This window comes from Aeromicrobium sp., from assembly GCF_037719875.1.
Classification (GTDB): domain Bacteria; phylum Actinomycetota; class Actinomycetes; order Propionibacteriales; family Nocardioidaceae; genus Aeromicrobium.
Window position 1 is genome coordinate 1 of record NZ_JBBJMJ010000021.1, and the last position, 23,993, is coordinate 23,993.

Below are 23,993 nucleotides of genomic sequence, written 5' to 3' on the forward strand. Positions count from 1 at the left end.
ACTCGCTGCAGCGCATTCCGACGATGGAGCCCCTGCGCGGGACCGCCGAGCACGTCGGCCGACTGTTCGACACGAGCACCACTGCGAGCGAGCTCTTCGCCGCCATCACCGGCCGCTGAGTCGCCATTCGCTGCGGGGGCTCATGTCAATTGCGGCCGGGATCGCAGGCCAAAGGCAGTGTCAGTGGCGACCTCTAGATTGGAGGTATGTTCACCGAAGTCGCCGCCAAGGATCTTCTCAGGGAGGTCCGTGCTCACGACTTCGGGTCCGATCCTGTGCACGAGGCCGGCGCCAACCGCATCGATGCGATCACAGCGCTCGATCGGGCTATCCGGGCGGCACAGGCCGAGCAGCTGATCCAGATCGCCGAGCTGCACCGGGAGCGGTCCGCGGCGATGGGGATCGGTCGAGGCGATCCGTCGTTGTCGGTGATCGGCGAGGTCGGGATGGCCCGCAACATCGGACCCACCGCGGCCGGCACCCAGCTGGGGCTCGCGCTGGGCATGGACCGGCTGCCCCGAGTGCGGGGACTGCTGCAGACCGGGCACATACCCGAGTCCGTGGCCCGGGCCGTCGTCAATCAGTCGGTCTGCCTCCACTTCGATGACATGGAGATCTTCGATGCCGAGATCGCACCGGTCCTGCCTGGCTTGACCACGATCAAGGCCGGCCATGCCGCAGCCCGGGCGGTGATCCGCCTGGATTCGGACGCCGCCCTCGGGCGCGCCGAACGCAGTCGCGCCGACCAGCGGGTGTCAATGTTCCCGGACACCGACGGCGCCGCGATCCTTCAGGTGAGGGGACCAGCCGAGCAGATCGTCGCGACGTTCAATGCCCTGGACGGGTGGGCCCGCGGCCTGCGCTCGACCGGTAATGTCCGCACGACAGGTCAGCTCATGTGTCAGACCTTGGTCGAGCGCGTCACCGGCGTCGCCCACGCTGACGACCTCGGCGTGGAGGTGCAGCTCGTCATGGACGCCCCTACCTTGCTCGCACAGGACGGCGAACCGGTCGACCTCGTCGGCTACGGACCCATCAGTCCCGACATCGCCGACGACCTCATTGCCCTCGCCCCCAGCACCTCGATCCGCCGGCTCCTGGTCGACCCGGTCGACGGCACCCTCATCGCTCGCGATCCTCGCAGGCGCCTCTTCGACCCGTTGGCGAGAGCACACATCCGCACCCGCGACCGTCGCTGCCGCCAACCAGGTAATGGAGCCATCGCACAAAAGTCGCGTAGCGGCGATGGAAGACTCGCTGATCCGCCACAACGATCATGTCCACGCCTACGCCGTGGGCGGTCCCACCACGATCGGCAACGGTCAGGGACTCTGCACCCGCTCCCACACGATCAAGCACCTGCCTGGTTGGACGGTTGTGCCCGACGGCAAGGCCGTCACCTGGACCACCCCGACCGGCCACAGCTACCGCTCCAACCCTCCGCCGCTCCTGCCGCGCGACAGCCCCGGCCACCTCCGCCAATAGGCCTGGGGCGCCTCACTCCAGCTGCCTGCGGTCCAAAGTCACCGCCAGGTCTGCCCGGACCGGGATAGGGTTGGGGTATGTCCGAGCAGCAGCACAAGAGCACCCGCAAGTCGAGCGAGCCCGAGGCTCAGGTCGAGACCACCGAGGTCGACGCCGAGCGCAAGGAAAAGCTCGATGACGACGTCGACTCGATCCTCGACGAGATCGACGACGTGCTCGAGGAGAACGCCGAGGAATTCGTCCGCAGCTTCGTGCAGAAGGGCGGGCAGTGATGCTTCCTGACGGCACTCGACTGTCCGGAACCTCATCCTTCGCCGACTACCTCGCCGTCCGAGCCCCCGAGCTGTTGCCAACGGCACGCGCAACCGAAGGGAGCAGCCTGACGGGCGTCACGCATGGCACGACGATCGTGGCTGCGACATTCGACGGCGGCGTCGTCATGGCAGGCGACCGGCGGGCCACGATGGGCAACGTCATCGCCCAGCGGGACATACAGAAGGTCTTCCCGACCGATGAGTTCTCCTGCGTCGGCATCGCCGGCACCGCAGGCCTCGCGGTGGAGATGACTCGGCTGTTCCAGGTCGAGCTCGAGCACTACGAGAAGATCGAGGGCACGGTGCTGTCGACCGACGGCAAGGCCAACCGGCTCGCCGCCCTGATCCGCAACAACCTCGGCATGGCGATGCAAGGTCTCGCCGTCGTCCCACTGTTCGCCGCATACGACCTCGATGCCGAGGTCGGGCGCATCTTCGCCTTCGACGTCACGGGCAACCGCAACGAGGAGCGGGCATTCCACTCGGTCGGCTCGGGCTCGACATTCGCCCGAGGTTCGCTCAAGAAGCTCTATCGACCGGGGCTGACCGAGACCGAGGCAGTGACAGCATCGATCCAGGCGCTCTATGACGCCGCGGACGACGACACCGCGACCGGTGGGCCCGATCTCGCCCGCCGGATCTTCCCGATGGTCGGCGCCATCACGGCCGACGGCTATCGAGCGTATTCCGAGGACGAGACAGCCGTGATCGCCGATCAGATCATCTCCGCCCGCATGGGTCGCCCCGATGGCCCCTCGGCCCCCCTGACGTGAGAGGACCGACCCGATGACACAGCCCTTCTACGTCTCGCCCGAGCAGCTGATGAAGGACCGGGCCGACTTTGCCCGCAAGGGCATCACGCGCGGCCGCAGTGTCGCGGTGGTGCAGTATGTCGACGGCATCGTGTTCGTCGCCGAGAACCCGTCCCGTGCCCTCCACAAGATCAGCGAGATCTATGACCGCATCGGCTTCGCCGCGGTGGGCCGATACAACGAGTTCGAGAACCTGCGCATAGCCGGCGTACGCCTCGCCGATCTGCGGGGCTACTCCTACGACCGCCGTGACGTCACGGCCCGCGGGTTGGCCAATGCCTACGCGCAGACGCTCGGCACGATCTTCTCCTCGGGTGGCGAGAAGCCCTACGAGGTCGAGATCTTCGTCGGCGAGCTCGGTGACGACGCCTCACAGGATCAGGTCTATCGCCTGATGTATGACGGCTCGGTCGCCGATGTCCAGGGCTATGGCGTCATGGGCGGCCAAAGTGAGCTGGTCGAGACCTATCTCGGCGAGCACTTCACCGAGGGGCTGCAGCTGTCTGCGGCCATCAGCATCGCCGTCACGGCTCTCGGCCAGGACATCACCCCGGCCCGCACGGTCGAGGCCTCGGCCCTTGAGATCGCCGTCTTGACCCGGTCACGATCCCAACCGCGCAAGTTCCGCCGGCTGAGCTCTGCCGACGTGGCGGCGGCACTGGGTTCGTAGGTGTCACTGGGCTCGTAGGTGTCACTGGGCTCGTAGGTGTCATCACCTTGATGTCAGCCACCCCCCTGCCAGCTCATTGACCTCGGCTGGGTGCTCGCTGCTGATCAGCAGTTCTGCCTGGGCGTCAGTGCTGATCCCACGACACGGCGACGTTTGCGCGTCATCCCGCGCGGTTGCACCCGCGAGACTAGGCTGACGGCATGGACCGGCGGATCTTCGGCATCGAGAACGAATACGGCGTCACGTGCTCGTTCAAGGGCCAGCGGCGGCTGTCACCGGATGAGGTTGCGCGCTACCTGTTCCGCCGGGTCGTGTCATGGGGACGCAGCAGCAACGTGTTCCTTCGCAACGGCGCCCGCCTCTATCTCGATGTCGGCAGCCACCCTGAGTATGCGACTCCGGAGTGCGACGACCTGGTCGACCTGGTCACCCACGACAGGGCAGGGGAGCGCATCCTCGAAGGCCTCATGATCGACGCCCAGAAGCGGCTGTCCGACGACGGCGTCGAGGGCGACATCTACCTGTTCAAGAACAACACCGACTCGGCCGGCAACTCATACGGATGTCACGAGAACTACCTCGTCAGCCGCCAGGGCGAGTTCAGCCGCCTCGCCGATGTCCTAATCCCCTTCCTGGTGTCCCGGCAGATCATCTGCGGAGCCGGCAAGATCCAGCAGACGCCGCGCGGCACGATCTTTTCGGTCAGCCAGCGCGCTGAGCACATCTGGGAGGGTGTCTCGAGCGCCACGACGCGCTCGCGCCCCATCATCAACACCCGCGATGAGCCCCACGCCGACGCGGAGCGTTTCCGTCGCCTGCACGTCATCGTCGGTGACTCCAACATGAGCGAGACGACGACCCTGCTCAAGGTCGCGACGACCGACCTCGTCCTGCGCATGATCGAGGGCGGCGTCTCGATGCGCGACATGACGCTCGACAACCCGATCCGCGCCATCCGAGAGATCGCCCACGACATGACCGGCCGCCGCAAGGTGCAGCTCGCCAACGGCCGTGAGCTGTCGGCGCTGGAGATCCAGGCCGAATACTTCGGCAAGGCCGCCGAGTTCGTCGACAAGCACGGGCTGCACACGCCGACGATCAATCGCGCGCTGGACCTGTGGGAGCGGACGCTCAAGGCCGTCGAGTCCGAGGACCTGTCGCTCGTCGAGCGCGAGATCGACTGGGTCATCAAGTACAAGCTGCTCGACCGCTATCGCGACGTCAACGGGCTCAGCTGGGGGGATCCGCGCATCGCGCAGCTGGATCTGGCCTATCACGACATCCGGCGCGACCGCGGCATCTTCTATCTCCTGGAAAATCGGGGCGCCGTCGCGCGGGTCACCAACGACCTCGACGTGTTCGCCGCCAAGTCCATACCGCCCCAAACGACACGCGCCCGACTCCGCGGCGACTTCATCAAGCGTGCCCAGGAGCGCCGCCGGGACTTCACGGTCGACTGGGTCCACCTCAAGCTCAACGACCAGGCGCAACGCACCGTGTTGTGCAAGGACCCGTTCAGATCCCACGACGAGCGAGTGCAGCGCCTCATCGACGGGATGTGACGACAGCGGCCTTGGCCGCTGTCGTTAGGATGATCGACGATCTGTGATCCCCACCCTGAAGGTCGTTCTCGTGCGTCGAATTCTCCTGGCAACTGTTGCTGCCACCAGCCTCGTTCTCGCAGGATGCGGCGGCAGCGACTCCGGCGGAGGAGGTCTGGACGACGTCAAGGTCAGCTCGGCCAAGAGCCCCAAGGTCACGGTTGACAAGGGTTTCAAGGCCTCCAAGACCACGACCAAGGTCCTCAAGGAGGGTGGCGGCGACGCGCTCGCCAGCGGCGACGCCGTCAAGGTCAACTACGTCGCGGTCAACGGCCGCACCGGCAAGCAGTTCGACAGCTCGTTCAAGAGTGACAAGCCACTGACCCTGACCCTGGACGAGAAGGCAATCCTGCCCGGCTTCGTCAAGGGCCTCGAGGGCAAGAACATCGGCAGCCGCCTCCTGGTCGCAATCCCGCCCAAGGACGGCTTCGGCAAGGCGCAGTCCCAGCTCGACATCAAGAAGAACGACACCATGGTGTTCCTGTTCGACATCGTCTCCAAGGTCCCGACCGAGGTCAGCGGGAGTGCCAAGAAGCTCCCGGGCGACGTTCCCAAGATCGTCTTCGACGCCGACAAGCACCCCTCCGGCTTCAGCAAGACCAGCAAGACCGCCAAGAAAATCACCAAGCAGAGTGCCAATGTCGTGATCCACGGCAGCGGCGAGGAGATTCAGCAAGGTCAGACGCTGACCGCCCAGTATGTCGGTCAGGTCTACCCCGACGGCGCTGTCTTCGACGAGTCGTGGACGAGCTCGGCCCGGTCCTTCCAGGTCGGTGCCGGACAGCTCATCAAGTGCTGGGACGAGCAGCTCGTCGGGCAGAAGCTCGGCAGCCGGATCGTGCTCGTGTGCCCCGGCGACAAGGCATACGGCAAGACCCCGCCCGAGGGCGGCAAGATCAAGAAAGACGACACGCTGATCTTCGCAATCGACTTGCTCGACGCTTCCTGACATCCTCCTGTCATGGCCGAACGCAAGACCGAGAGGTTGATGAACCTCATCTTCGCCTTGCTGGTCAGTCGCCAGTACCTCACGAAGGACCAGATCCGCGAGTCGATCGCCGACTATCGCGACTCGACGCCCCAGGCGTTCGATCGCAAGTTCGAGCGCGACAAGGAAGAGCTGCGTGAACTCGGCATCACCGTCGAGATGGGGCAGAACGACAAGTATTTCAACGACGAGCCCGGCTATCGGATCCGTCGCGACGAGGCCGAGCTCCCCGATCTCGAGCTGACCCGCGAAGAGGCCGCCGTGATCGGGCTTGCGACCCAGGTCTGGGAGCATGCCGGTCTGGCCAACGACTCCACGACGGCTCTGGTCAAGCTCAAGGCCATCGGGGTCGATGTCGACACCAGCGTGCTCCGCATGGCCGAACCCAAGCTGTCCACCAACGAGCCGTCGTTCGACAGCATGTGGGAGGCCGCGACCCGGCGCATCCCGATCTCCTTCGTCTACGCCCGCCCCGGTGGCGAGCCGATGGAACGCCACCTCCAGCCGTGGGGGATCATCTCGTGGCGCGACCGCTGGTATGTCGGGGGATTCGATCTCGATCGGGGAGAAGCGCGCATCTTCCGGTTGTCACGCGTCATCGGTGAGGTCGAGACGATGGGGGACCCTGGATCGTACGAGGTCCCCGAGGGCACCGACATGACCCACATCGCCCGATCCTTGTTTCCGCCGGAGTCCGACGTGGCTGCCGTCCTGCACATCAGGACCGGGCGGGGGCAGTCGCTGCGCCGACTCGCCGAAAAGGTCACCCCGCTCGATGACGATCTCGACGAGGTCGAGATCCGCTATTCGTCGCACTGGGAGCTCGCCTCCGAGGTTGCCTCCTACGGGCCAGATGTCGTCGTGATCTCGCCGCCTCACGTGCGCGATGCGGTCATCGAGCGCCTTCGTGCGGCCGCCCGGGGCACTCTCGAGGTGACAGCGTGAGTCGGTCCCGGCAGCAGGTCGTCCGGATGCTCGCCTTGGTGCCATATCTGCAGGCCAACGAGGGTGTCCCGGTCAACGAGGTCGCCGCCGAGTTCGGCGTGACCTCCAAGACCATCCGCGACGACCTCCGCCTGCTGATGTACACCGGGACGGGGGAGTACGCCGGCGAGCTGATCGACTTCGACCTGACCGCGCTCGAGCAGGACGGCGTCGTGCACATCCACGACGCGGAGTTCATGACTCGACCCTTTCGCATCAGCACCCGAGAGGGTGTCGCGCTGATCGTGGCGCTGCGCACCCTGCGCGCGTCCGCCAGCGGCTCGGAGCTGACCGTGATCGACAGCGCCCTGGCCAAGCTCGAGAGTGCCGTCGGTGACGCCGCAGCTGCTCCGGTCGACGTGGTGCTCGACCAGGTCGACCCCACGATCCACTCGACGATCGTGCACGCCCTCGCCAACGGGAAACGCCTCGAGCTGACCTATGCGACCGTGGCTCGTGACGAGCAGTCCGACCGGTCGATCGACCCGCGCCGACTTTTCACCGAACAGGGCAAGCTCTATCTCGAGGCGTGGTGCCTCAAGGCCGAGGACCTGCGATTCTTTCGCCTCGACCGGGTCATCGACGCCCAGCTCACGGCGATCGACGCCGAGGACCATGACGTCAAGGTGCGCGACATGTCCGATGGCATCTTCACGGTGGGGGAGGCGACCCCGTATGCGCTGGTCGACCTGCATCCCCGGGCCCACTGGCTCACCGAGTACTACCAGGTCGACCTGCTCGAGCAGAGCGAGGAAGGCATCTGGCGAGCCAAGCTCTATGGCGCCGACTGGGCCTGGCTGCGGCGCCTCGTGCTCCGAAATGCCGGATCTGTCACCGTCGTGCAACCTGCCGGTCTTGCTGCAGACGTGTCCAGTCAGGCTGCTGTTGCACTTCGCGCGTACGATGAGCAGTGAATCGTCTTCCAAGGAGTTGTCATGTTCAACGGAATCGGCCCCACTGAGGTCCTGATCGTCCTCGGCATCGTGCTGCTGTTGTTCGGCGGCAGGAAGCTCCCTGAGCTCGCCCGCGGCTCGGGCAAGGCCTTGCGCATCTTCAAGACCGAGGTCAAGGCCATGCACGACGACGACGAGACCGACGCCGACGCCAACGCCAAGCCTGCCTCGCTCGAGACCGTCAAGGCATCGGAGCAGGACAAGAAGCCCGAACAGGGCTGACGATTGGCGCTTCGGCGCGGCAAGCCCCCCACGCCGGGCGGCACGATGCCGCTCATCGAACATCTGCGTGAGCTTCGCAGTCGGTTGGTCCGTGGGGTCTTGGCGATCCTCATCGGGACGATCATCGCCTGGATCTGCTATGAGCCCATCTTGGACTTCCTCACCCAGCCTTACAACGACATCGAGCCGCTCCTCAACGAGCGCGGCATCGACTCCGACATCGTCATCACCGGGATCGGTGGAGCCTTCAACTTTCAGATCAAGATCTCGCTGGTCGTCGGCATCCTGATCGCCAGCCCGGTATGGCTGTGGCAGATGTGGGGATTCATCCTCCCGGCGATGCACCGCAACGAGAAGCGGTGGGCCCTGCTGCTGACCGCCACCGGGGCTCCGTTGTTCCTCGCGGGTGCCGCGCTGGCATACGTCATCATGCCCAAGGCGATGGACGTCCTGATCGGGTTCGTCCCGGACGGATTCGGCAACCTCGTGACCGGAGCGGAGTACTTCAACTTCATCATCCGGATGATGCTGGTGTTCGGCGTCGCAGCCGAGATCCCACTCGTGGTGGTGTTGCTCAACCGCATCGGGGCGGTCAGCGCGGCCCAGCTGGCCAGGGCCAGACCGTGGACGCTGATCGGCATCTTCATCTTCGCGGCAATCGCCACGCCGACGACAGACCCGCTCACGATGCTGTTCCTCGCCACCCCCATGACGGTGCTATACCTGTTCGCCGAGCTCATCGCCAAGCTCACGGATCGCCGCAAGGGCAAGCGCGTCACCGCCGAGCTCGCCGACGACGAGGTGTCCTCGCTCGACGACTGAGCGGCCGGCCAAGCGCATTCGATGTCCTAGGCTGCTGGCATGCACTACGCGCTCGTGGTCAACCCCACCTCCGGCAAGCGGCGCGGGGTTGCCGTGGCCGCGCAGGCCGCCGAGCGACTCGGCCGGGCAGGGCACGTCACCACGAGGATCCAGGGCGAAGATGCCCCGTCGGCCCGGGACCAGCTCAAGCAAGCCATCGAAACGGGACTCGACGGCGTGCTCGTCGTCGGGGGTGACGGTGCGCTCCACGGAGTGCTCGACCACGTAGCCGACTCCGATCTGGCCTTCGGCCTCATCCCTGCCGGCACCGGCAACGACACGGCCCGATCCCTGGGCATTCCGGTCAAGGACACCGATGCGGCCGTGGATCTGATCGTCGCCGGGCACGTGCGCACGGTCGACCTGGCCCGCACCGACGAGGCCTACGTCGCGACCGTGATCGCATCGGGGTTCGACTCCAAGGTCAACGAGCGCGCCAACGACATGACCTGGCCACGCGGCAACATGCGCTACAACATCGCGATCCTCGCCGAGCTTCGCAAGTTCGAGCCGTTGGAGTTCACCCTGACGCTCGACGGGACGACGATCGAGCGGGAGGCGATGCTCGTCGCCGTCGGCAACGGGCCATCCTTCGGCGGCGGCATCCGCATATGCGAGGGCGCCTCGATGGACGATGGGCTGCTAGATGTCGTGGTCATCAACCCGGTCAGCAAGGCCAAGCTCGTCCGCGTCTTCCCCAAGCTCTACAAGGGAACGCACATCACGATGCCGGAGTTCGAGCGCCATCGCGTCCGCGAGGTGACGCTGTCCTCCCCAGGCATCGTGGCCTATGGGGATGGCGAACGACTTGGTGCGTTGCCGATGACGACGAGGATCCAGCCCGGCGCGCTGCGGGTCTTCGCTCCACTCGCGGCTCAGCCGGGAGATCCATCGCGTCGCGCGTAGTCTTGACGGCATGACCTCCCCGGCCGAGAAGTACGCCCATTCCCGCGCCAACCGGGCCTATCCCCACCTCGCTGCGTTCCGTGGTCACTACGACTTCGAGCTCGACAGTTTCCAGGTCGAGGCCTGCCGGGTGGTCGAGGACGGTCATGGAGTGCTCGTCGCCGCGCCCACCGGTTCCGGCAAGACCCTGGTCGGCGAGTTCGCTGTGCACCTCGCCCTCGAGACCGGTCGCAAGTGCTTCTACACGACCCCGATCAAGGCGTTGTCCAACCAGAAGTTCCACGACCTGGTCGACCGCTACGGCCCCGAGAAGGTCGGCCTGCTCACCGGCGACAACACCGTCAATGGCGAGGCACCCATCGTCGTGATGACGACCGAGGTGCTGCGCAACATGCTCTACGCGGGCTCGCGCACCCTGGCCACGCTGGGCTTCGTGGTGATGGATGAGGTCCACTACCTTGCCGACCGCATGCGTGGCGCCGTGTGGGAGGAGGTCATCATCCACCTCCCGGAGTCGGTGTCGGTCATCTCGCTGTCGGCCACGGTCTCCAACGCCGAGGAGTTCGGTGACTGGCTCACGGAGGTCCGCGGGGACACCGTCACGATCGTCGAGGAGCGGCGACCCGTGCCGCTTCACCAGCACGTCCTCGTGGGTCGCAAGATGTTCCCGCTGTTCGCGGCCAGCGCCGATGGCGAAGGCGTCGAGGTCAACCAGGCCCTGACCCGGATCGCGCGGGATGACTGGCAGTTCACGCGTATGCACAAGGGCCGGCCCGGCAAGGGCGGCAAGCGCCCCCGCAGCCGGCACCGCACCGCCAGCCGGGTCGAGCTGGTCGAACGGCTCGACGCAGAGGGTCTGCTGCCGGCGATCTGTTTCGTCTTCAGCCGGGCGGGATGCGCCGCCGCGGTCAAGCAGTGCCTCGACGCACGCATCACCCTGACGACCCCAGATGAGCAGGCCGAGATCGGCGCCGTCGTCGACGCGACCTGCTCGCACCTGCCCGATGACGACCTGCACGTCCTGGGCTTCTACGAGTTCCGTGACGCCCTGGTGCGCGGCATCGCATCACACCACGCCGGCATGCTTCCGACGTTCAAGGAATGTGTCGAGGTCTTGTTCAGCGAGGGCTTCGTCAAGATCATCTTCGCGACCGAGACGCTGGCGCTCGGCATCAACATGCCCGCCCGCTCGGTCGTGATCGAGAAGCTCTCCAAGTGGAATGGCGAGACGCACGCCAACATCACCCCGGGGGAGTACACCCAGCTCACCGGCCGCGCAGGCCGCCGCGGCATCGACATCGAGGGTCACGGCGTCGTGCTGTGGCAGCCCGGTCTCGACCCCAAGCAGGTTGCTGGTCTCGCCAGCACGCGGACCTATCCGCTCAACTCGTCATTCCAGCCGTCCTACAACATGGCGGTCAACCTCGTGGGGCAGGTCGGCCGCCCGATCGCCCGAGAGCTGCTCGAGCAGTCGTTCGCCCAGTTCCAGGCCGATCACGCCGTCGTCGGGCTCGCCCGCCAGATCCACAAGGCCGATGAGGCTCTCGACGGATATCGCGAGTCGGCGCAGTGCGACAAGGGCGACTTCATGGAGTACGCCGCGCTGCGTCGCGAGCTCAGTGACATCGAGGCGTCAGGATCCAAACAGCGTCGGGCCGCCGACCGTGAGGGCATCGCCGAGTCGCTCGTACGCCTCAAGCCCGGTGACGTCATCAACGTGCCGGTCGGCCGGTGGTCCGGCATCGCGGTGGTGCTCGACCCCGGGCGAGTGACCGACAACGAGGGTCCGCGCCCCATGGTGCTCACCGCCAACCGGCATGCCCGGCGCCTCGCGATGGTCGACTTCAACTCCCCGATATCGCCGCTCACCACGATGCGCATCCCCAAGTCGTTCAACGCACGCAATCCGCAGTCCCGGCGGGACCTCGCCTCACAGCTGCGCAGTCGCGCTGACGGGGTGGCGTGGCGGCAGGACAAGCCCTATCGCGACAATGTGTCACGGGAGGACCCCCGTGTGGCGGCGCTGCGGGAGAAGCTCCGCGACCACCCGTGCCACAGCTGCCCCGATCGCGAATCGCATGCGCGATGGGCGGAGCGCTACCTCAAGCTCGAACGAGACACCGGCAACCAGCGCGGACGCATCGAGTCGCGGACCAACACCGTGGCCAGGCAGTTCGACCGGGTGTGCGAGGTGCTCGACGTCCTCGGCTATCTCGACGGCGACGAGGTCACCGCGGACGGCAAGAAGCTCCAGCGTCTCTACAGCGAGCTCGATCTGCTCGTCAGCGAATGTCTGCGAGGGGGAGTGTGGGACGGTCTCGATGCCGCCGAGCTCGCCGCGGTGGTGAGCGGTCTGACGTTCGAGTCGCGCAACGCCGACGATGCGCCGGCACCGCGCTACCCGACCAAGCAGGTGCACCACGTCGCCGACACGATGACCAGCCTGTGCACGGACCTCCAGCGGCTCGAGCGTGAGCACCGGGTCAAGTTCCTGCACCAGCCAGACTTCGGCTTCGCGCAGGCCGTCTGGCAGTGGAGCCTCGGCGCCTCGCTCGACGACGTCCTCGGTCAGATGGAGCTCGCGGCCGGCGACTTCGTCCGGGCCATGAAGCAGCTCATCGACGTCGTGGCCCAGGTCGCCGACTCGGCCGGCCCCGGACCGCTGCGTGACACAGCACGCGAGGCGCTCGACCAGCTGCGCCGAGGCGTCGTGGCATACACGAGCATCACCAGCTGATTGTCAGGTCGCGAGGGCCTTGAGGATTCGGTCGGTCGCGCCGCCCAGGCCCCAGGTGTCTCCGAACGCACGGAAGGCATCCTCCTGGACGGGCCCGGTGTGCACCTCGACGTCGCACGCGTCCCGCTTGACCGCGACGACCGTGCGGGCGGCGGCGATGTAGTCACCTGAGTCGAGCAGGGACTGGCGCACCCGTGGCTTGATCGACGAAGACGGGTCCTCGGCAGCACGCAGGATGCCGTCGAGGTCACCGAACTCCGCGAGCAGAACCGCGGCGGTCTTGTCGCCGATCCCGGCGACCCCGGGGAGCCCGTCGGATGCGTCGCCGCGCATCACCGCGAAGTCGACATAGCTCGCCGCGTCGATGGCGTACTTCGCCCGCATCCAGGCATTGTCGACGACGTCGTGGTTGGAGACGCCGCGAGCGACATAGAGGATGCGGACCCCGCGAGCGTCATCAGCGAGCTGGAAGAGGTCGCGATCGCCCGTCACGATGTCGACCGGTCCGTCCCACGTCGTGGCGAACGTGCCGATGATGTCGTCCGCCTCCGCGCCCTCCGCACCGACGACGGGTATGCCCAGCAGCCCGAACGCCTCAGCAATGAGCGGGACCTGGGGACCCAGGAGACCGCCCGTCGTGTCGGCTTCGGCTCCCTCGGTGTCGAGCCGCTGCGTCTTGTAGGAGGGGATCAGGTCGACCCGCCACTGCGGTCGCCAGTCATCGTCCCAGCAGGCCACGATCGCCTCCGGCTCATACTGCGTCGCCAGCGTCGAGGTGAAGTCCAGGATGCCGCGCAGTGCATTGACGACGGTGCCATCGGGCGCCTTGAGCGAGTCGGGGATACCGAAGAAGGCTCGGAAGTACAGACTCGCGCTGTCGAGGAGAAGCAGTCGGCCGTGTGCCATGACCCGAGCCTAGAGGGTGCTGTCCCCCTCGCCGAGCTCACGCGGCCTGTTGTCGCCGAGCTCGCGCTGCTTGGCCCGGTATGCACGACGCTGCTCCTCGGCACGTTCCCGCACACCGCGCAGAAATGCCTCGTCGTCGTCGGGGTTGGCCGCGACGCTGCGCCCGGGACGGTCGTACTCGGGAAATGCGGGGTGCCCGTGGTTGCCCTTGTAGGGCATCGAGGACGTCGATGACTCCTGCGGCCGTCCCACGACGAGCCAGGCGATCGACCCGATGAGCGGGAAGAACAGCACGATGAGCACCCAGGCGATCTTGCCGAGGTTGCGGCAGGCATGTTCGTCGGTCGAGATGACGTCGAGCAGGCAGAAGATCCACAGGCCAAGGACGATCAGCCCCAGCACTCCATCCAGCAGCAGCATCGCATCTCACCCTCCGGTTGACGTCGCCACATCATGGCATCGCCGGTTGAGCGCCGGTGGGCAAACGCACAGATCGGCGCCACCACCGGGACGGTGGTGGCGCCGACATCGTACGGGTCAGCGCGTGAGCGCCGGGCCCTTCGAGATCTTCTTCTTGGCGGCCTGGTGGCTGGTCGCCTTGCGCTGGTCACCGAACAGGCCAGCCTTCGACAGCGTCAGCACCGCCGTGGCGTGCGCGGCGGCGTCGCCGAGCTCGTCCAGGGCCTTGGTGCTGAGGTTACGGATGTCGTCGCAGGCCTGGTGATAGCACGCGTCGAACGGAGCACCAGCCGTACCACCGAACTTGACGACCTGCTCAGGTGTCTTGACGCCCTCAGCACCGCTGAACAGTCCGCCAGCCGGGATGCCGGCATCGATGAACGGTCCGTAGTCGGACCGACCGTCGAACGCCGTGGGCTCGGTGGCGAGGTTCTTGCTGTCGAAATAGTTCACGAACACCTGCTCGATCTCGGCGGACCCGGCGGGACCGTCGTTGCCATCTTCGGATCCGTCTCCGTCATAGACGAAGCGCGCGTAGTTGGGCGAACCCAACATGTCGAAGTTGAGGTTGGCGTAGATCTTGTTGCGGTCGGCATCGGACAAGGCCGCCACATAGTGCTCAGCGCCCAGGAGCCCAGACTCCTCGGCTCCCCAGAACGCGAAGCGGACCGGCCTCTGGAGGCTCTTGGTCAGCTTGAGCTCTGACATCTCCTCCGCGGTCTCCAGGATCGTGGCCGAACCCGAGCCGTTGTCGTTGATGCCAGGTCCGGCAGCAACACTGTCGAGGTGGCCACCAACGACGACGACCTGATCGGCGTTCGGCACCTTCTTGCCGGTGGACGGCAGGTCCGCGATGACGTTCTCGGTCTCACGGTTGAGGTCGTTCTCGGTCTTGGTCGTGACCCGTGCCGTGACGCTGCCTGTGGCAAGCGACGCACCGTCGGCATAGGAGACGCCGACGACCGGGACGCTCGCGGGGTTGCCGAGCGTGCCGGTCAACAGCTCGTCACGCCCTGGCTGGCCCTCGTTCATCAAGATGACGGCGTCATACCCGGCGGCAACGGCATTGTTGGCCTTGGCCTCGAAGGTGCAGGTGCCGCGTTGCACGAGTGCGATCGCGGGACCGGCCGGCGCTGCCGGGAAGTCCGACGCCTCGCAACCCGAGGTGCTGCTGGGCTCGGCGGACGGTGGGATCATGATGTCGTTGGTGGGCACGACAGTCCCGGTGACGTCGCCCGACCCGGAATAGTCCATGGTCGCCGTCTCGATCTCACGCTGTGTCGGCGTCAGCTGGGTCAGGGTCGCGGGCTCAAGCTCACGACTGAAGGCGAAGGTGAACTTCTGCCGCGTGACCTCGTAGCCCGCTGAGCGCAGCTTGGACGCGACATAGTCGGCCGACTCGGTGTGACCGGGCAGGCCCGATGCACGGTTGCCGCCGTTGCGATCAGAGATGGTCTGGAGCTGGCGTGCGTGCTGCAGGATTCCGTTGACGGTGACGGCCTTGGTGAGGCCGGAGGTGTCGACGGGCTTGGGTGCCGGCTTCTTTGCGACAGCCGGTGATGCGACGACGAGGCCAGTTGTGACGACCACGGCGGCGATCGATGCAAGGGTTTTGCGCATGTTGATCCCCCGATCAGATTCTTTTGGATGATTTTCATCACACTAGGCGACCCGCGCTGGTCTGTCATTCGCTGGCGCTCCGCACGCGCGCTCGGTCAGCACAGGCCACCGCAGGTATCGTCGTTCCGTGAGCAGATGGCGCAAGGCACAGGAACTGGCCGCTTCGCAGGGCATCGATGCTCTGCTCGTGACCCCGGGAGCAGATCTTCGCTATCTGACCGGCTACGTCGCGCTCCCGCTGGAGCGGTTGACGTGCCTGGTCCTTCCCGCAAGCGGCGACCCGACGCTCGTCGTCCCGACGTTGGAAAAGCCTGCCGCCATCGCGTCGGGTGTCGACGTCCGCGTCGAGGCGTGGGACGAGCTCGATGACCCGTATGCACTGGTGGCCTCGCTCGTGGCCGACGCCGCAACGATCGGCGTCGACGACCACATGTGGGCATCCCGCGTGTTCGCCTTTCGCGACGCGTTCCCGCACGCTCGGCAGGTGCTCGGGGGTGAGCTCGTCCAACAGCTACGGATCCGCAAGCAACCCGATGAGATCGATGCCCTGCGCGAGGCGGGATCGGCGATCGACCGGGTGCACTCCCGCATGGCGGAGTGGCTGCGGCCGGGGCGCACCGAGCGGGAGGTCGGCGCGGACATCGCGCGAGCGATCATCGACGAGGGGCACGACACCGTCGACTTCGTGATTGTCGGATCAGGTCCCAACGGCGCGTCGCCTCACCATGAGCTGTCGGATCGGATCATCCAGGAGGGTGACCCGGTCGTCGTCGACATCGGCGGCACGATCCCGAGCGGCTACTGCTCCGACTCGACCCGCAACTACCTCGCGGGCGGCACGGTCCCGACCGAGTATGCCGAGGCGTACGCGGTCCTGGAGGCGGCGCAGACTGCCCAGCGGGAGCATGCGGGCCCCGGCGTCACCGCAGAGTCCATCGACGCGGTGGGTCGCGCGCTCATCGCCGATGCAGGCTTCGGCGACCTGTTCATCCACCGCACGGGCCACGGCATCGGCCAGGAGACCCATGAGGAGCCCTACATCGTCGAGGGCAACGACCTGGTCCTCGAGGAGGGCATGGCCTTCTCGATCGAGCCCGGGATCTATTTCGAAGGTCGGTTCGGTGCCCGCATCGAGGACATCGCGGTCTGTACCGCAGACGGTCTCGAGGTGCTCAACAACACCCCTCGCGAGCTCGTCGTCCTGTGACGTCGGGCATCAGCTGGCGGGTCGCCTGGCCCGCGGCCGCCGGTCTGGGCCTGCTCGCATCGCTGGGGTTCGATCCGGTCAGCCTGCCGTTCGCCATGGTCGCGGCGATCGCCGGACTCATCTGGCTCGCGCGCGGGCTGACGTCGGCGCGCAAACGGGTCGTGATGGTCACGGGTGCGCTGTTCGGCGTGGCGTTCATGGGCCCACTGATCTGGTGGATGAACGCCGTCAGCACGGGGGCCTACATCGGGCTCGTACTGGCCGAGACCCTGCTGTTCGTCCCGATCATGCTCGCCCTTCGCGCCTCGGCCCGTTTGCAGTGGTGGCCGCTGTGGGGTGCCGCGGTCTGGGTGCTTGGTGAGTGGGTCCGCGGCCAGGTCCCGTTCCAGGGGTTCCCCTGGGGCCGGCTCGCGCACACGTCGATCGACACGCCGTTCGCGTCATATGCCCGCCTCATCGGGATGCCCGCGACCAGCGCCGTGCTGTTCGGCGCAGCGTGCCTGGTGGTCGTCGCGGCCACCTCGACGGCATGGCGTACCCGCGGGATCGCGATCGCCGCGATCCTGGCGCTGGCCGGGCTGGGCGCGGTGCTGCCGACCGGCATCGCCAGCGCCGACGGCACCCGCCAGGTGGCGCTCGTCCAGGGCGATGTCCCGGGTGTGTTCCTGACCTGGCCGCCCGGTGAGATCTTCCAGCTTCACGCGGCTGAGACCGACAAGCTCGCCGAGCGGATCGAGGCCGGCGAGGTCCCGCGGCCGGACATGGTGCTGTGGCCCGAGAACGCGACGGACACCGATCCGACCTTCGACGAGCCGGTCCGGGCGCGCATCGAGGCACTCTCGGCTCGCCTCGGCGCGCCCATCCTGGTGGGTGGCATCTTCGACGGACCCACCATCGAGACGGCATACAACGCGGGTGTCGTCTGGACCGCCGACGGACCGGGGGAGCGCTACGTCAAGCTCAAGCCCGTGACATTCGGTGAGTACGTGCCTTTCCGCAGGCAAGCCGGCTTCTTCATCGACCGGCTCGGCCGGGACATACCCCGCGACATGCTCCCAGGCGACGAGTCGGGGGCCATGACGATCGGCAACACCGTGATCGGCGACACGATCTGCTACGACATCGCATATGACGACGTCGCCCGGCGCGCGGTGGCCGACGGGGCCCAGATGATCGTCGTGCAGACCAGCAACGCAGCCTTCACCGGCACCTCGCAACCCGAGCAGCAGTGGGACATCTCCCGGCTCCGGGCGATCGAGACGGGCCGTTGGGTCGTCGTCCCGTCGACGAATGGCATCACGGGCGTCGTGGACCCGACCGGGCGCAGCGTTGAGCGGGCACCACTGCACGAGCCGGCCACCCTCAACGCGGAGGTCACGCTGGCCTCGGGCAAGACCCCGGCCTTCGTCCTCGGAGGACCCCTGGAGTACGTCCTGCTGACCCTGGGTCTGGGAGCATGGTGGTTCGGCACTCGACAAAAGGACAGCTGAACCGCATGCGGGAACTGGTCATCATTCCGACCTACAACGAAGCCGACAACGTCGCCTGGATCCTCGAGCAGCTGCACCTGCACCAGCCGGACGTCGACGCCCTAATCGCCGACGACGGCTCACCCGACGGGACCGGCGACATCGCGGACAAGCTCGCCGAGGCAGATCCGCGGGTCCACGTGCTGCATCGCCCCAGCAAGCAGGGGCTCGGCTCGGCCTACCGGGCCGGCTTCGCCTGGGGCATCGAGCGCGGCTATGACGTACTCATCGAGATGGACGCTGACGGCTCTCATCGTCCCGAAGACCTCGGCAGGATCCTCGAGGCCAGCGCTGCCGGCGCAGATCTGGTTCTCGGTTCGCGGTGGATCCATGGCGGCGGGGTGGTCAACTGGCCGTGGCACCGCCGGCTCATCTCACGTGGCGGCACGCTCTACGCCAGGTTGATGCTGGGCATCCCGATCAAGGACGCGACCGGGGGATTCCGCGCGTTCCGCCGCGCAACCCTCGAGCGGCTGCCGCTGGACGAGGTCGCCTCGCAGGGTTACTGCTTCCAGATCGACATGGCACGGCGGGTCCTCGACGCGGGCATGTCGGTCGTCGAGGTGCCCATCACGTTCGTGGAGCGCGAACGCGGCGAGTCCAAGATGAGCGGTGCGATCGTCCGTGAGGCACTGTGGAGGGTCACCGTTTGGGGCGCGGCCCGGTTCATGCCGCGCCGGTCGTCGGGTCATTCGGGCTGATCACCGGGCAGCGGAGCACAACAAAAAGACCCCGGCCGAAGCCGGGGTCCTTCCATCGTGACTGGGCTGCGTGAGCCTCAGGCGCTTTTCTTCTTGGCCGCGCTCTTCTTGGCGGGCCGGTGGAGGTGCGGCGGACCGATCTCTCCACCACGGAGCAGCTCGAGCCGCTCGGTGAGGATCTCCTCGAGCTCGTCGACCGACCTGCGCTCCAGGAGCATGTCCCAGTGCGTACGGATCGGCTTCTCTGCCTTGCCCTCGGGCTTGACGCCGTCGGCCAGCTGACCGGTCTGCCCGGTCTTGGGGTCTTCCCATTCGAACGGGATCTCGGCCTCGTCCGCCATCGTCACCGAGAACGTGTGCCCGTCCGGGCATACATACTCGACCTGCTGACGGGGAGCCATTTCCACGCCGCGCTCGTCCTCGAAGCTCTGTGTTCCGAGCCGAGCACCTCGCAATGCACGTTCAGCCATGTGCGTCCCCTCTCGTATTACCTACCTGTGACAACGTAAATGACGCACATGAGATTCCCCTGAACGCACATTGCTATTCGCGAGCGACCTCACACGATCGCCGGGGCCTCATTCCCCGCCTCGATGATGCCCTGCCGGGCATCGAGCTTCCACAGCAGTCCGCCGCCCACGACGAAGAAGATGATCAGTGCGAGGATCGCCGGCCGGTAGGAGTCGGTCACCTGGTGGACGACACCGAACACCAAGGTTCCCATCCAGCTCGTGCCGCGCTCGCAGGCCTGATAGAGGCTGAAGTACTCCGCCTCCCGTCCCCGGGGGATGAGCTGGGAGAAAAACGCCCGGGAGAGGGCCTGCGTACCGCCGAGAACCAGGCCGATCGCGACCGCCAGCACCAAGAACGGTGCGATCTGCTCCGCGGGCAGGAAGTATCCGAAGCACACCACCAGGATCCACACGCCCAGCCCGTAGAGGATCGTGCGGTGGCTGCCGATCCGTGCTGCCACCCGACCGAAGACAAGGGCTCCGACGACGCCGACGAACTGCACGATCAGGATCGTCGCGATGAGGGTGCTGGTCTCGAAGCCCAGCTCTTTGTCCCCATAGACCGACGCCGAGTAGATCACAGTCTGTATGCCGTCGTTGTAGAACAGATACGCGATGAGGAACAGCAGCGTCTGCGGATAGTTGCGCATCTCCCGAAGGGTTCGGAAGAGCTGGCCGAAGCTGCGCTGCATTAGCGTCGCGCCTTCGGCCGGGACGACACCACGGGGTGGGCGGTCCTTGATGCCGCGATAGGGGATCAGGGTGAAGTAGGCCCACCAGATAGCTGCAGACAACAGGCTGACCCGCACCGCCATCTCGGTGGACAGTCCGAAGGGCAGGATCGTCACGAGTGCGAGGTTGACCGCGAGCAGCAGGCCACCGCCGAGATAGCCCAGCGCCCAGCCGCGGGAGGAGATCCGGTCACGCTCGTCTGGCTCGGCCACCTCGATCAGGATCGCGTCGTAGACCACGATCGATGACGCGTAGAACAGATTCGCCACGACCAGAAGCCCTGCGCCAAGCTGCCAGTTGGTGCCGGTGACGAAGAACATCAGCGCAGCGACCCCGGCGCCGCACCAGGCCAGCCGTGCCATCAAGGTCTTCTTGGACTCGACCCGATCGGCGATCGCCCCGACGATCGGCAGGACGAATGCGGAGATGACCGTCGCCAGGGTCACGACGTAGAACACCAACGAGCCGGCCGAGACCGACAGGCCGAGCACCGAGAGGTTCTCGACGCACTTGCGGTCGTCATCGCCGACGAAGCCGCAGGCCGCTCGCTCGGCGACGCTCGTCAGATAGGGCGCGTAGAGCACTGTGCCGATCGTCGTGATGTATGCCGAGTTGGCCCAGTCGTAGAAGAACCACGACCGCTGCTCGGGATTGGCCTTGACCTTGGCTGGGCGGTTCATGCCGGTCCCTCCCAGGAGCCGCGGGCAACGAGCACGTCCTTCAGGACATCGGTGCGGTCCGTGATGATGCCGTCGACGCCGAGATCGAGGAGCCGGCGCATCTCGGCTGCGTCGTCGATGGTCCACACGTGGACCTGCAGGCCGAGGCTGTGGGCGCGGCGGATGAAGCGTGGGGTCACGACCCGGATCGGGCCCCGGTTGACGGGCACCTGCAGGCACACGAAGGCGGGGTGTCCGAGAGCCCGCAACAACCTGAGCGGCAGGAGCTTGACCATGGCCACCTCGCGGGCCGAGGCCGAGGTGGCCACCGCCGGCAGTCGGCGTCGGACCTCGGCCAGTCGCGTGTGGGAGAACGATGCGAGGCAGGTCCGCTCGATCGCGCCGCTGGCCTCAACGAGCGCGCAGGTGTGCTCGACGACGTCGTCGGACTTGACGTCGATGTTGAGCCGCGCGTCGGGGAACGCCTCGTAGAGCGCCTCGAGGCGGGCAAACGGCTCACGCTGGTCGAGCCGCTGCAGGTCGATCGACTCAGAGGTCAGGGACATCACGGTGTCCGAGGCTCCGCTCAGCCGGTCGAGTGCCTCGTCGTGGATCGCATAGACGACGCCGTCTGATGAGGCACGCACATCGGTCTCGAAATAGCGATAACCGAGGTCGTACGCATGTGCGAACGCGACCATCGAGTTCTCGATGCCGACGTTGCCCGCAGTCCCGGAGCCGCCGCGGTGGGCGAACGCCAAGGGGGGAGTGTCGAGATATCCGGGCACATCGATCACGCTATGCCCTCGCGGGCTCATCCGTGGGCACCCGACACACCTCACAGTGCGCGGGACGATTCAATCCTGACGGCAGGATCCGCCGAGGATGACCGGGCCGGAACCGGCCCTAGATGTCCCGGAAGGTCTCGATCTGGGCGCCGAGCGCGTTGAGCCGCTCGGCCAGGTCCTCATAGCCACGGTTGATGACATACACACTGCGAAGCACCGAGGTGCCCTTGGCAGCGAGCATCGCGAGCAGGATCACGACAGCCGGTCGTAGGGCCGGCGGGCACACCAGCTCGGTCCCACTCCAGTGGGTCGGCCCCTCGATCAGCACCCGATGGGGGTCGAGCAGCTTGACCGACGCGCCGAGCTTGTTGAGCTCGGTGAGATAGATCGCGCGGTTCTCATAGACCCAGTCGTGCAGCATCGTCTGACCCTCAGCCGTTGCCGCGATGACCGCGAAGAACGGCAGGTTGTCGATGTTGAGGCCCGGGAACGGCATGGGATGGATCTTGTCGATCGGCGCGTGCAGCGTCGACGGGTGCGTCGTGATGTCGACGAGCCTGGTCTCGCCGTTCTCGGCGGGATATTCATCCGTCCGGTCGTAGTGGAAGCCCATCTCCTCGAGCAGGGCCAGCTCGATCTCCATGAACTCGATCGGCACGCGGCGCACCGTGATGCTGGACTTGGTGACGATCGCTGCCGCGATGAGGCTCATGGCCTCGATGGGGTCCTCGCTGGGCGCATATTCCACATCGCAGTTGATGACGGGGGCGCCCGTGACCTTGAGCGTCGTGGTGCCGATCCCCTCGATGCCGACTCCCAGCTTGACCAGGAAGAAGCACAGGTCCTGCACCATGTAGTTCGGGCTGGCATTGCGGATCACGGTCACGCCGTCATATCGCGCCGCGGCGAGCAGCGCATTCTCGGTCACGGTGTCTCCGCGCTCGGTCAGCACGATCGGGCGCTCCGGTCCGACACCTTCGGCCGCAGTCGCGTGATAGCTGCCCTCCGTCGCGACGACCTTGAGCCCGAACGGCCGCAGCGCCGTCATGTGGGGCTCGACCGTACGGGTGCCGAGGTCGCAGCCGCCGGCGTAGGGGAGCTCAAAGTCGTCGTAGCGGTGCATCAGCGGCCCGAGGAACATGATGATGCTACGCGTGCGCCTGGCGGCGTCTGCATCCATTGCGGCGAGGTTGAGCGTCGCCGGCACGATGAGCTCGAGATCGTTCTGATCGCCCCGCCAAGTCGCCTTGACGCCGATCGAGGTGAGCACCTCGAGCAGGCGGTTGACCTCCTCGATGCGGGCGACCTTGCGCAGCACCGTGGTGCCGGCGTTGAGCAGGGAGGCGCAGAGCAGGGCGACACCGGCATTCTTGCTGGACTTGACGTCGATCGCGCCGGAGAGGGTCGTCCCGCCGGCAACACGCAGATGGCTGGGGCCTGAGGTGCCGACCGTCACCAGCTCGGAGTCCAGGGCGCTGCCGATCCGGGCGAGCATGTCGAGTGTCATGTTCTGCTGCCCCTTCTCGATGCGGTTGACGGCACTCTGGCTCGTTTTCAGCTCGGTGGCAAGCTCGGCCTGGGTCAACCCGCTGTGCTGGCGGGCGTCACGGATGAGTGCCCCGATCCGGGAGAGATAATCGTCGCGAACAGTCATGCCTCCACCTTATCTCAGTTGTGAGATAACTCAATCGTCGTCGTGTCACCCTGCCCGAGCCTGCGCGAGTCCTCGACCCCGCCGAGATTGACCACCTGCTGCCAATAGAGCCCGTAGGCGATCTCGGAGATCGTGCAGTCGTGGATGGGGAAGACTGACGACGGTGCGACCCGCCTGACGAACTCGACGGTCTCGCTGACCTTGCCCCAGGGGGCAGACAGGGGGAGTGCCAGGACATCCACAGCGTCAGGGACATACTCGTAGGTGTCGCCGGGATGGAACAGGGCCGGCTCGCCCTCAGCGCTCAGCATCACGCCGACGTTGGCGACCCTCGGCAGCTCGGGAACGATCACCGCGTGCTGGGCGCCGACGCCCGTGATCGTGACACCGTTGACGATGGTCTCGAGGCCGTCGGAGTTGGCCGTCCACGTGCCGAGCTCGAGGGCCGATGCGGTCTCGGGGTCGCACAGCAGCGCCGCGTCGGGATTGCGTTCGAGGAGACCGGGGAGCCGTTCCTGGTCTAGGTGATCGGGGTGTTGGTGTGTCACGACCATCGCGTCGAGATCCTCGAGCTCGAAGGCCGCGTCGAGGCTGAACGCACCGGGATCGATCAGGATGCGGGTCTGCGCTGTCTCGACGAGGACGGCAGCGTGGCCGAAGCGGGTGATCTGCATGGCAACCATCTTGCACCCG

23 protein-coding genes are annotated in these 23,993 nt (G+C 66.5%); 15 read left to right on the forward strand and 8 right to left on the reverse strand.

The genetic code is table 11. The features are described 5' to 3' along the window. The first annotated feature begins 206 nt into the window (after window positions 1-206). From WKF39_RS14965 to WKF39_RS15020, 12 genes are all read left to right on the forward strand, one after another. Complete coding sequence (locus tag WKF39_RS14965) at window positions 207-1,553, forward strand: HNH endonuclease (RefSeq protein WP_340389830.1); 1,347 nt, start codon at window positions 207-209, stop codon at window positions 1,551-1,553. 9 nt (window positions 1,554-1,562) lie between these two features. Beyond that, a complete protein-coding gene (locus WKF39_RS14970) occupies window positions 1,563-1,757 on the forward strand; it encodes a ubiquitin-like protein Pup (RefSeq protein WP_340389832.1) in 195 nt (64 codons plus the stop codon). Then, window positions 1,757-2,572 (forward strand): proteasome subunit beta, encoded by an 816-nt coding sequence (prcB, locus tag WKF39_RS14975; protein ID WP_340389923.1) that lies wholly within the window; start codon window positions 1,757-1,759, stop codon window positions 2,570-2,572. The genes WKF39_RS14970 and prcB overlap by 1 nt, the downstream gene beginning before the upstream one ends. A 13-nt stretch (window positions 2,573-2,585) precedes the next feature. After that, a complete protein-coding gene (gene prcA / locus WKF39_RS14980; protein ID WP_340389834.1) occupies window positions 2,586-3,281 on the forward strand; it encodes a proteasome subunit alpha in 696 nt (231 codons plus the stop codon). 200 nt (window positions 3,282-3,481) lie between these two features. Then, entirely contained in the window at window positions 3,482-4,843 is a 1,362-nt protein-coding gene (gene pafA / locus WKF39_RS14985; protein WP_340389836.1) for a Pup--protein ligase, read from the forward strand. A gap of 43 nt (window positions 4,844-4,886) precedes the next feature. Next, complete coding sequence (locus WKF39_RS14990; protein ID WP_340389838.1) at window positions 4,887-5,831, forward strand: FKBP-type peptidyl-prolyl cis-trans isomerase; 945 nt, start codon at window positions 4,887-4,889, stop codon at window positions 5,829-5,831. A 12-nt stretch (window positions 5,832-5,843) separates the two neighbouring features. Further along, a complete protein-coding gene (locus WKF39_RS14995; protein WP_340389840.1) occupies window positions 5,844-6,815 on the forward strand; it encodes a WYL domain-containing protein in 972 nt (323 codons plus the stop codon). Beyond that, window positions 6,812-7,768 (forward strand): WYL domain-containing protein, encoded by a 957-nt coding sequence (locus WKF39_RS15000; RefSeq protein WP_340389842.1) that lies wholly within the window; start codon window positions 6,812-6,814, stop codon window positions 7,766-7,768. Before WKF39_RS14995 ends, WKF39_RS15000 begins: the two co-directional genes overlap by 4 nt. A 21-nt stretch (window positions 7,769-7,789) precedes the next feature. Next, window positions 7,790-8,029 (forward strand): twin-arginine translocase TatA/TatE family subunit, encoded by a 240-nt coding sequence (gene tatA / locus WKF39_RS15005; RefSeq protein WP_340389844.1) that lies wholly within the window; start codon window positions 7,790-7,792, stop codon window positions 8,027-8,029. Between the two features lie 3 nt (window positions 8,030-8,032). After that, window positions 8,033-8,851: a twin-arginine translocase subunit TatC gene (gene tatC, locus WKF39_RS15010; RefSeq protein WP_340389846.1), complete on the forward strand. Its 819-nt coding sequence runs from the start codon at window positions 8,033-8,035 to the stop codon at window positions 8,849-8,851. A 39-nt stretch (window positions 8,852-8,890) separates the two neighbouring features. Beyond that, window positions 8,891-9,796, forward strand: a complete 906-nt coding sequence (locus WKF39_RS15015) for a diacylglycerol kinase (protein WP_340389848.1) — start codon at window positions 8,891-8,893, stop codon at window positions 9,794-9,796. Between the two features lie 10 nt (window positions 9,797-9,806). Further along, complete coding sequence (locus tag WKF39_RS15020; RefSeq protein ID WP_340389850.1) at window positions 9,807-12,533, forward strand: DEAD/DEAH box helicase; 2,727 nt, start codon at window positions 9,807-9,809, stop codon at window positions 12,531-12,533. 3 nt (window positions 12,534-12,536) lie between these two features. On the opposite strand, the gene WKF39_RS15025 is transcribed toward WKF39_RS15020, so the two are convergent. From WKF39_RS15025 to WKF39_RS15035, 3 genes are all read right to left on the reverse strand, one after another. Next, on the reverse strand, window positions 12,537-13,439 hold the full coding sequence (locus tag WKF39_RS15025; RefSeq protein ID WP_340389852.1) for a 5'-3' exonuclease: 903 nt from the start codon (window positions 13,437-13,439) through the stop codon (window positions 12,537-12,539). Window positions 13,440-13,448: 9 nt separating this feature from the next. Further along, window positions 13,449-13,859 carry a PLD nuclease N-terminal domain-containing protein gene (locus tag WKF39_RS15030; RefSeq protein WP_340389854.1) on the reverse strand — a complete coding sequence of 137 codons (411 nt, stop codon included), beginning with the start codon at window positions 13,857-13,859 and terminating at the stop codon, window positions 13,449-13,451. Between the two features lie 117 nt (window positions 13,860-13,976). Next, on the reverse strand, window positions 13,977-15,518 hold the full coding sequence (locus tag WKF39_RS15035; RefSeq protein WP_340389856.1) for a M20/M25/M40 family metallo-hydrolase: 1,542 nt from the start codon (window positions 15,516-15,518) through the stop codon (window positions 13,977-13,979). Between the two features lie 127 nt (window positions 15,519-15,645). On the opposite strand from WKF39_RS15035, the gene WKF39_RS15040 reads away from it, so the two are divergent. Genes WKF39_RS15040 through WKF39_RS15050 form a run of 3 tightly spaced genes read left to right on the forward strand, consistent with a single transcriptional unit; the run spans window position 15,646 to window position 18,955 of the window. Next, window positions 15,646-16,725 (forward strand): Xaa-Pro peptidase family protein, encoded by a 1,080-nt coding sequence (locus WKF39_RS15040; protein ID WP_340389858.1) that lies wholly within the window; start codon window positions 15,646-15,648, stop codon window positions 16,723-16,725. Next, window positions 16,722-18,215, forward strand: a complete 1,494-nt coding sequence (gene lnt, locus WKF39_RS15045) for an apolipoprotein N-acyltransferase (RefSeq protein WP_340389860.1) — start codon at window positions 16,722-16,724, stop codon at window positions 18,213-18,215. The genes WKF39_RS15040 and lnt overlap by 4 nt, the downstream gene beginning before the upstream one ends. Window positions 18,216-18,220: 5 nt before the next feature. Further along, entirely contained in the window at window positions 18,221-18,955 is a 735-nt protein-coding gene (locus tag WKF39_RS15050) for a polyprenol monophosphomannose synthase (RefSeq protein WP_340389862.1), read from the forward strand. A gap of 77 nt (window positions 18,956-19,032) precedes the next feature. Here WKF39_RS15050 and WKF39_RS15055 read toward each other — a convergent pair whose 3' ends face one another. The 5 genes from WKF39_RS15055 to WKF39_RS15075 all read right to left on the reverse strand — a co-directional run bounded on the left by WKF39_RS15055 (window position 19,033) and on the right by WKF39_RS15075 (window position 23,974). Continuing rightward, entirely contained in the window at window positions 19,033-19,425 is a 393-nt protein-coding gene (locus WKF39_RS15055) for an RNA polymerase-binding protein RbpA (RefSeq protein WP_340389864.1), read from the reverse strand. A gap of 89 nt (window positions 19,426-19,514) precedes the next feature. After that, entirely contained in the window at window positions 19,515-20,879 is a 1,365-nt protein-coding gene (locus WKF39_RS15060; protein WP_340389866.1) for an MFS transporter, read from the reverse strand. Beyond that, window positions 20,876-21,655: a glycerophosphodiester phosphodiesterase gene (locus WKF39_RS15065; RefSeq protein WP_340389868.1), complete on the reverse strand. Its 780-nt coding sequence runs from the start codon at window positions 21,653-21,655 to the stop codon at window positions 20,876-20,878. Before WKF39_RS15065 ends, WKF39_RS15060 begins: the two co-directional genes overlap by 4 nt. A gap of 109 nt (window positions 21,656-21,764) precedes the next feature. Then, window positions 21,765-23,300, reverse strand: coding sequence for a UDP-N-acetylglucosamine 1-carboxyvinyltransferase (locus WKF39_RS15070; protein ID WP_340389870.1), 1,536 nt, complete (start codon window positions 23,298-23,300; stop codon window positions 21,765-21,767). Between the two features lie 14 nt (window positions 23,301-23,314). Then, window positions 23,315-23,974, reverse strand: coding sequence for an MBL fold metallo-hydrolase (locus WKF39_RS15075; RefSeq protein WP_340389872.1), 660 nt, complete (start codon window positions 23,972-23,974; stop codon window positions 23,315-23,317). Between the last annotated feature and the right edge of the window lie 19 nt (window positions 23,975-23,993).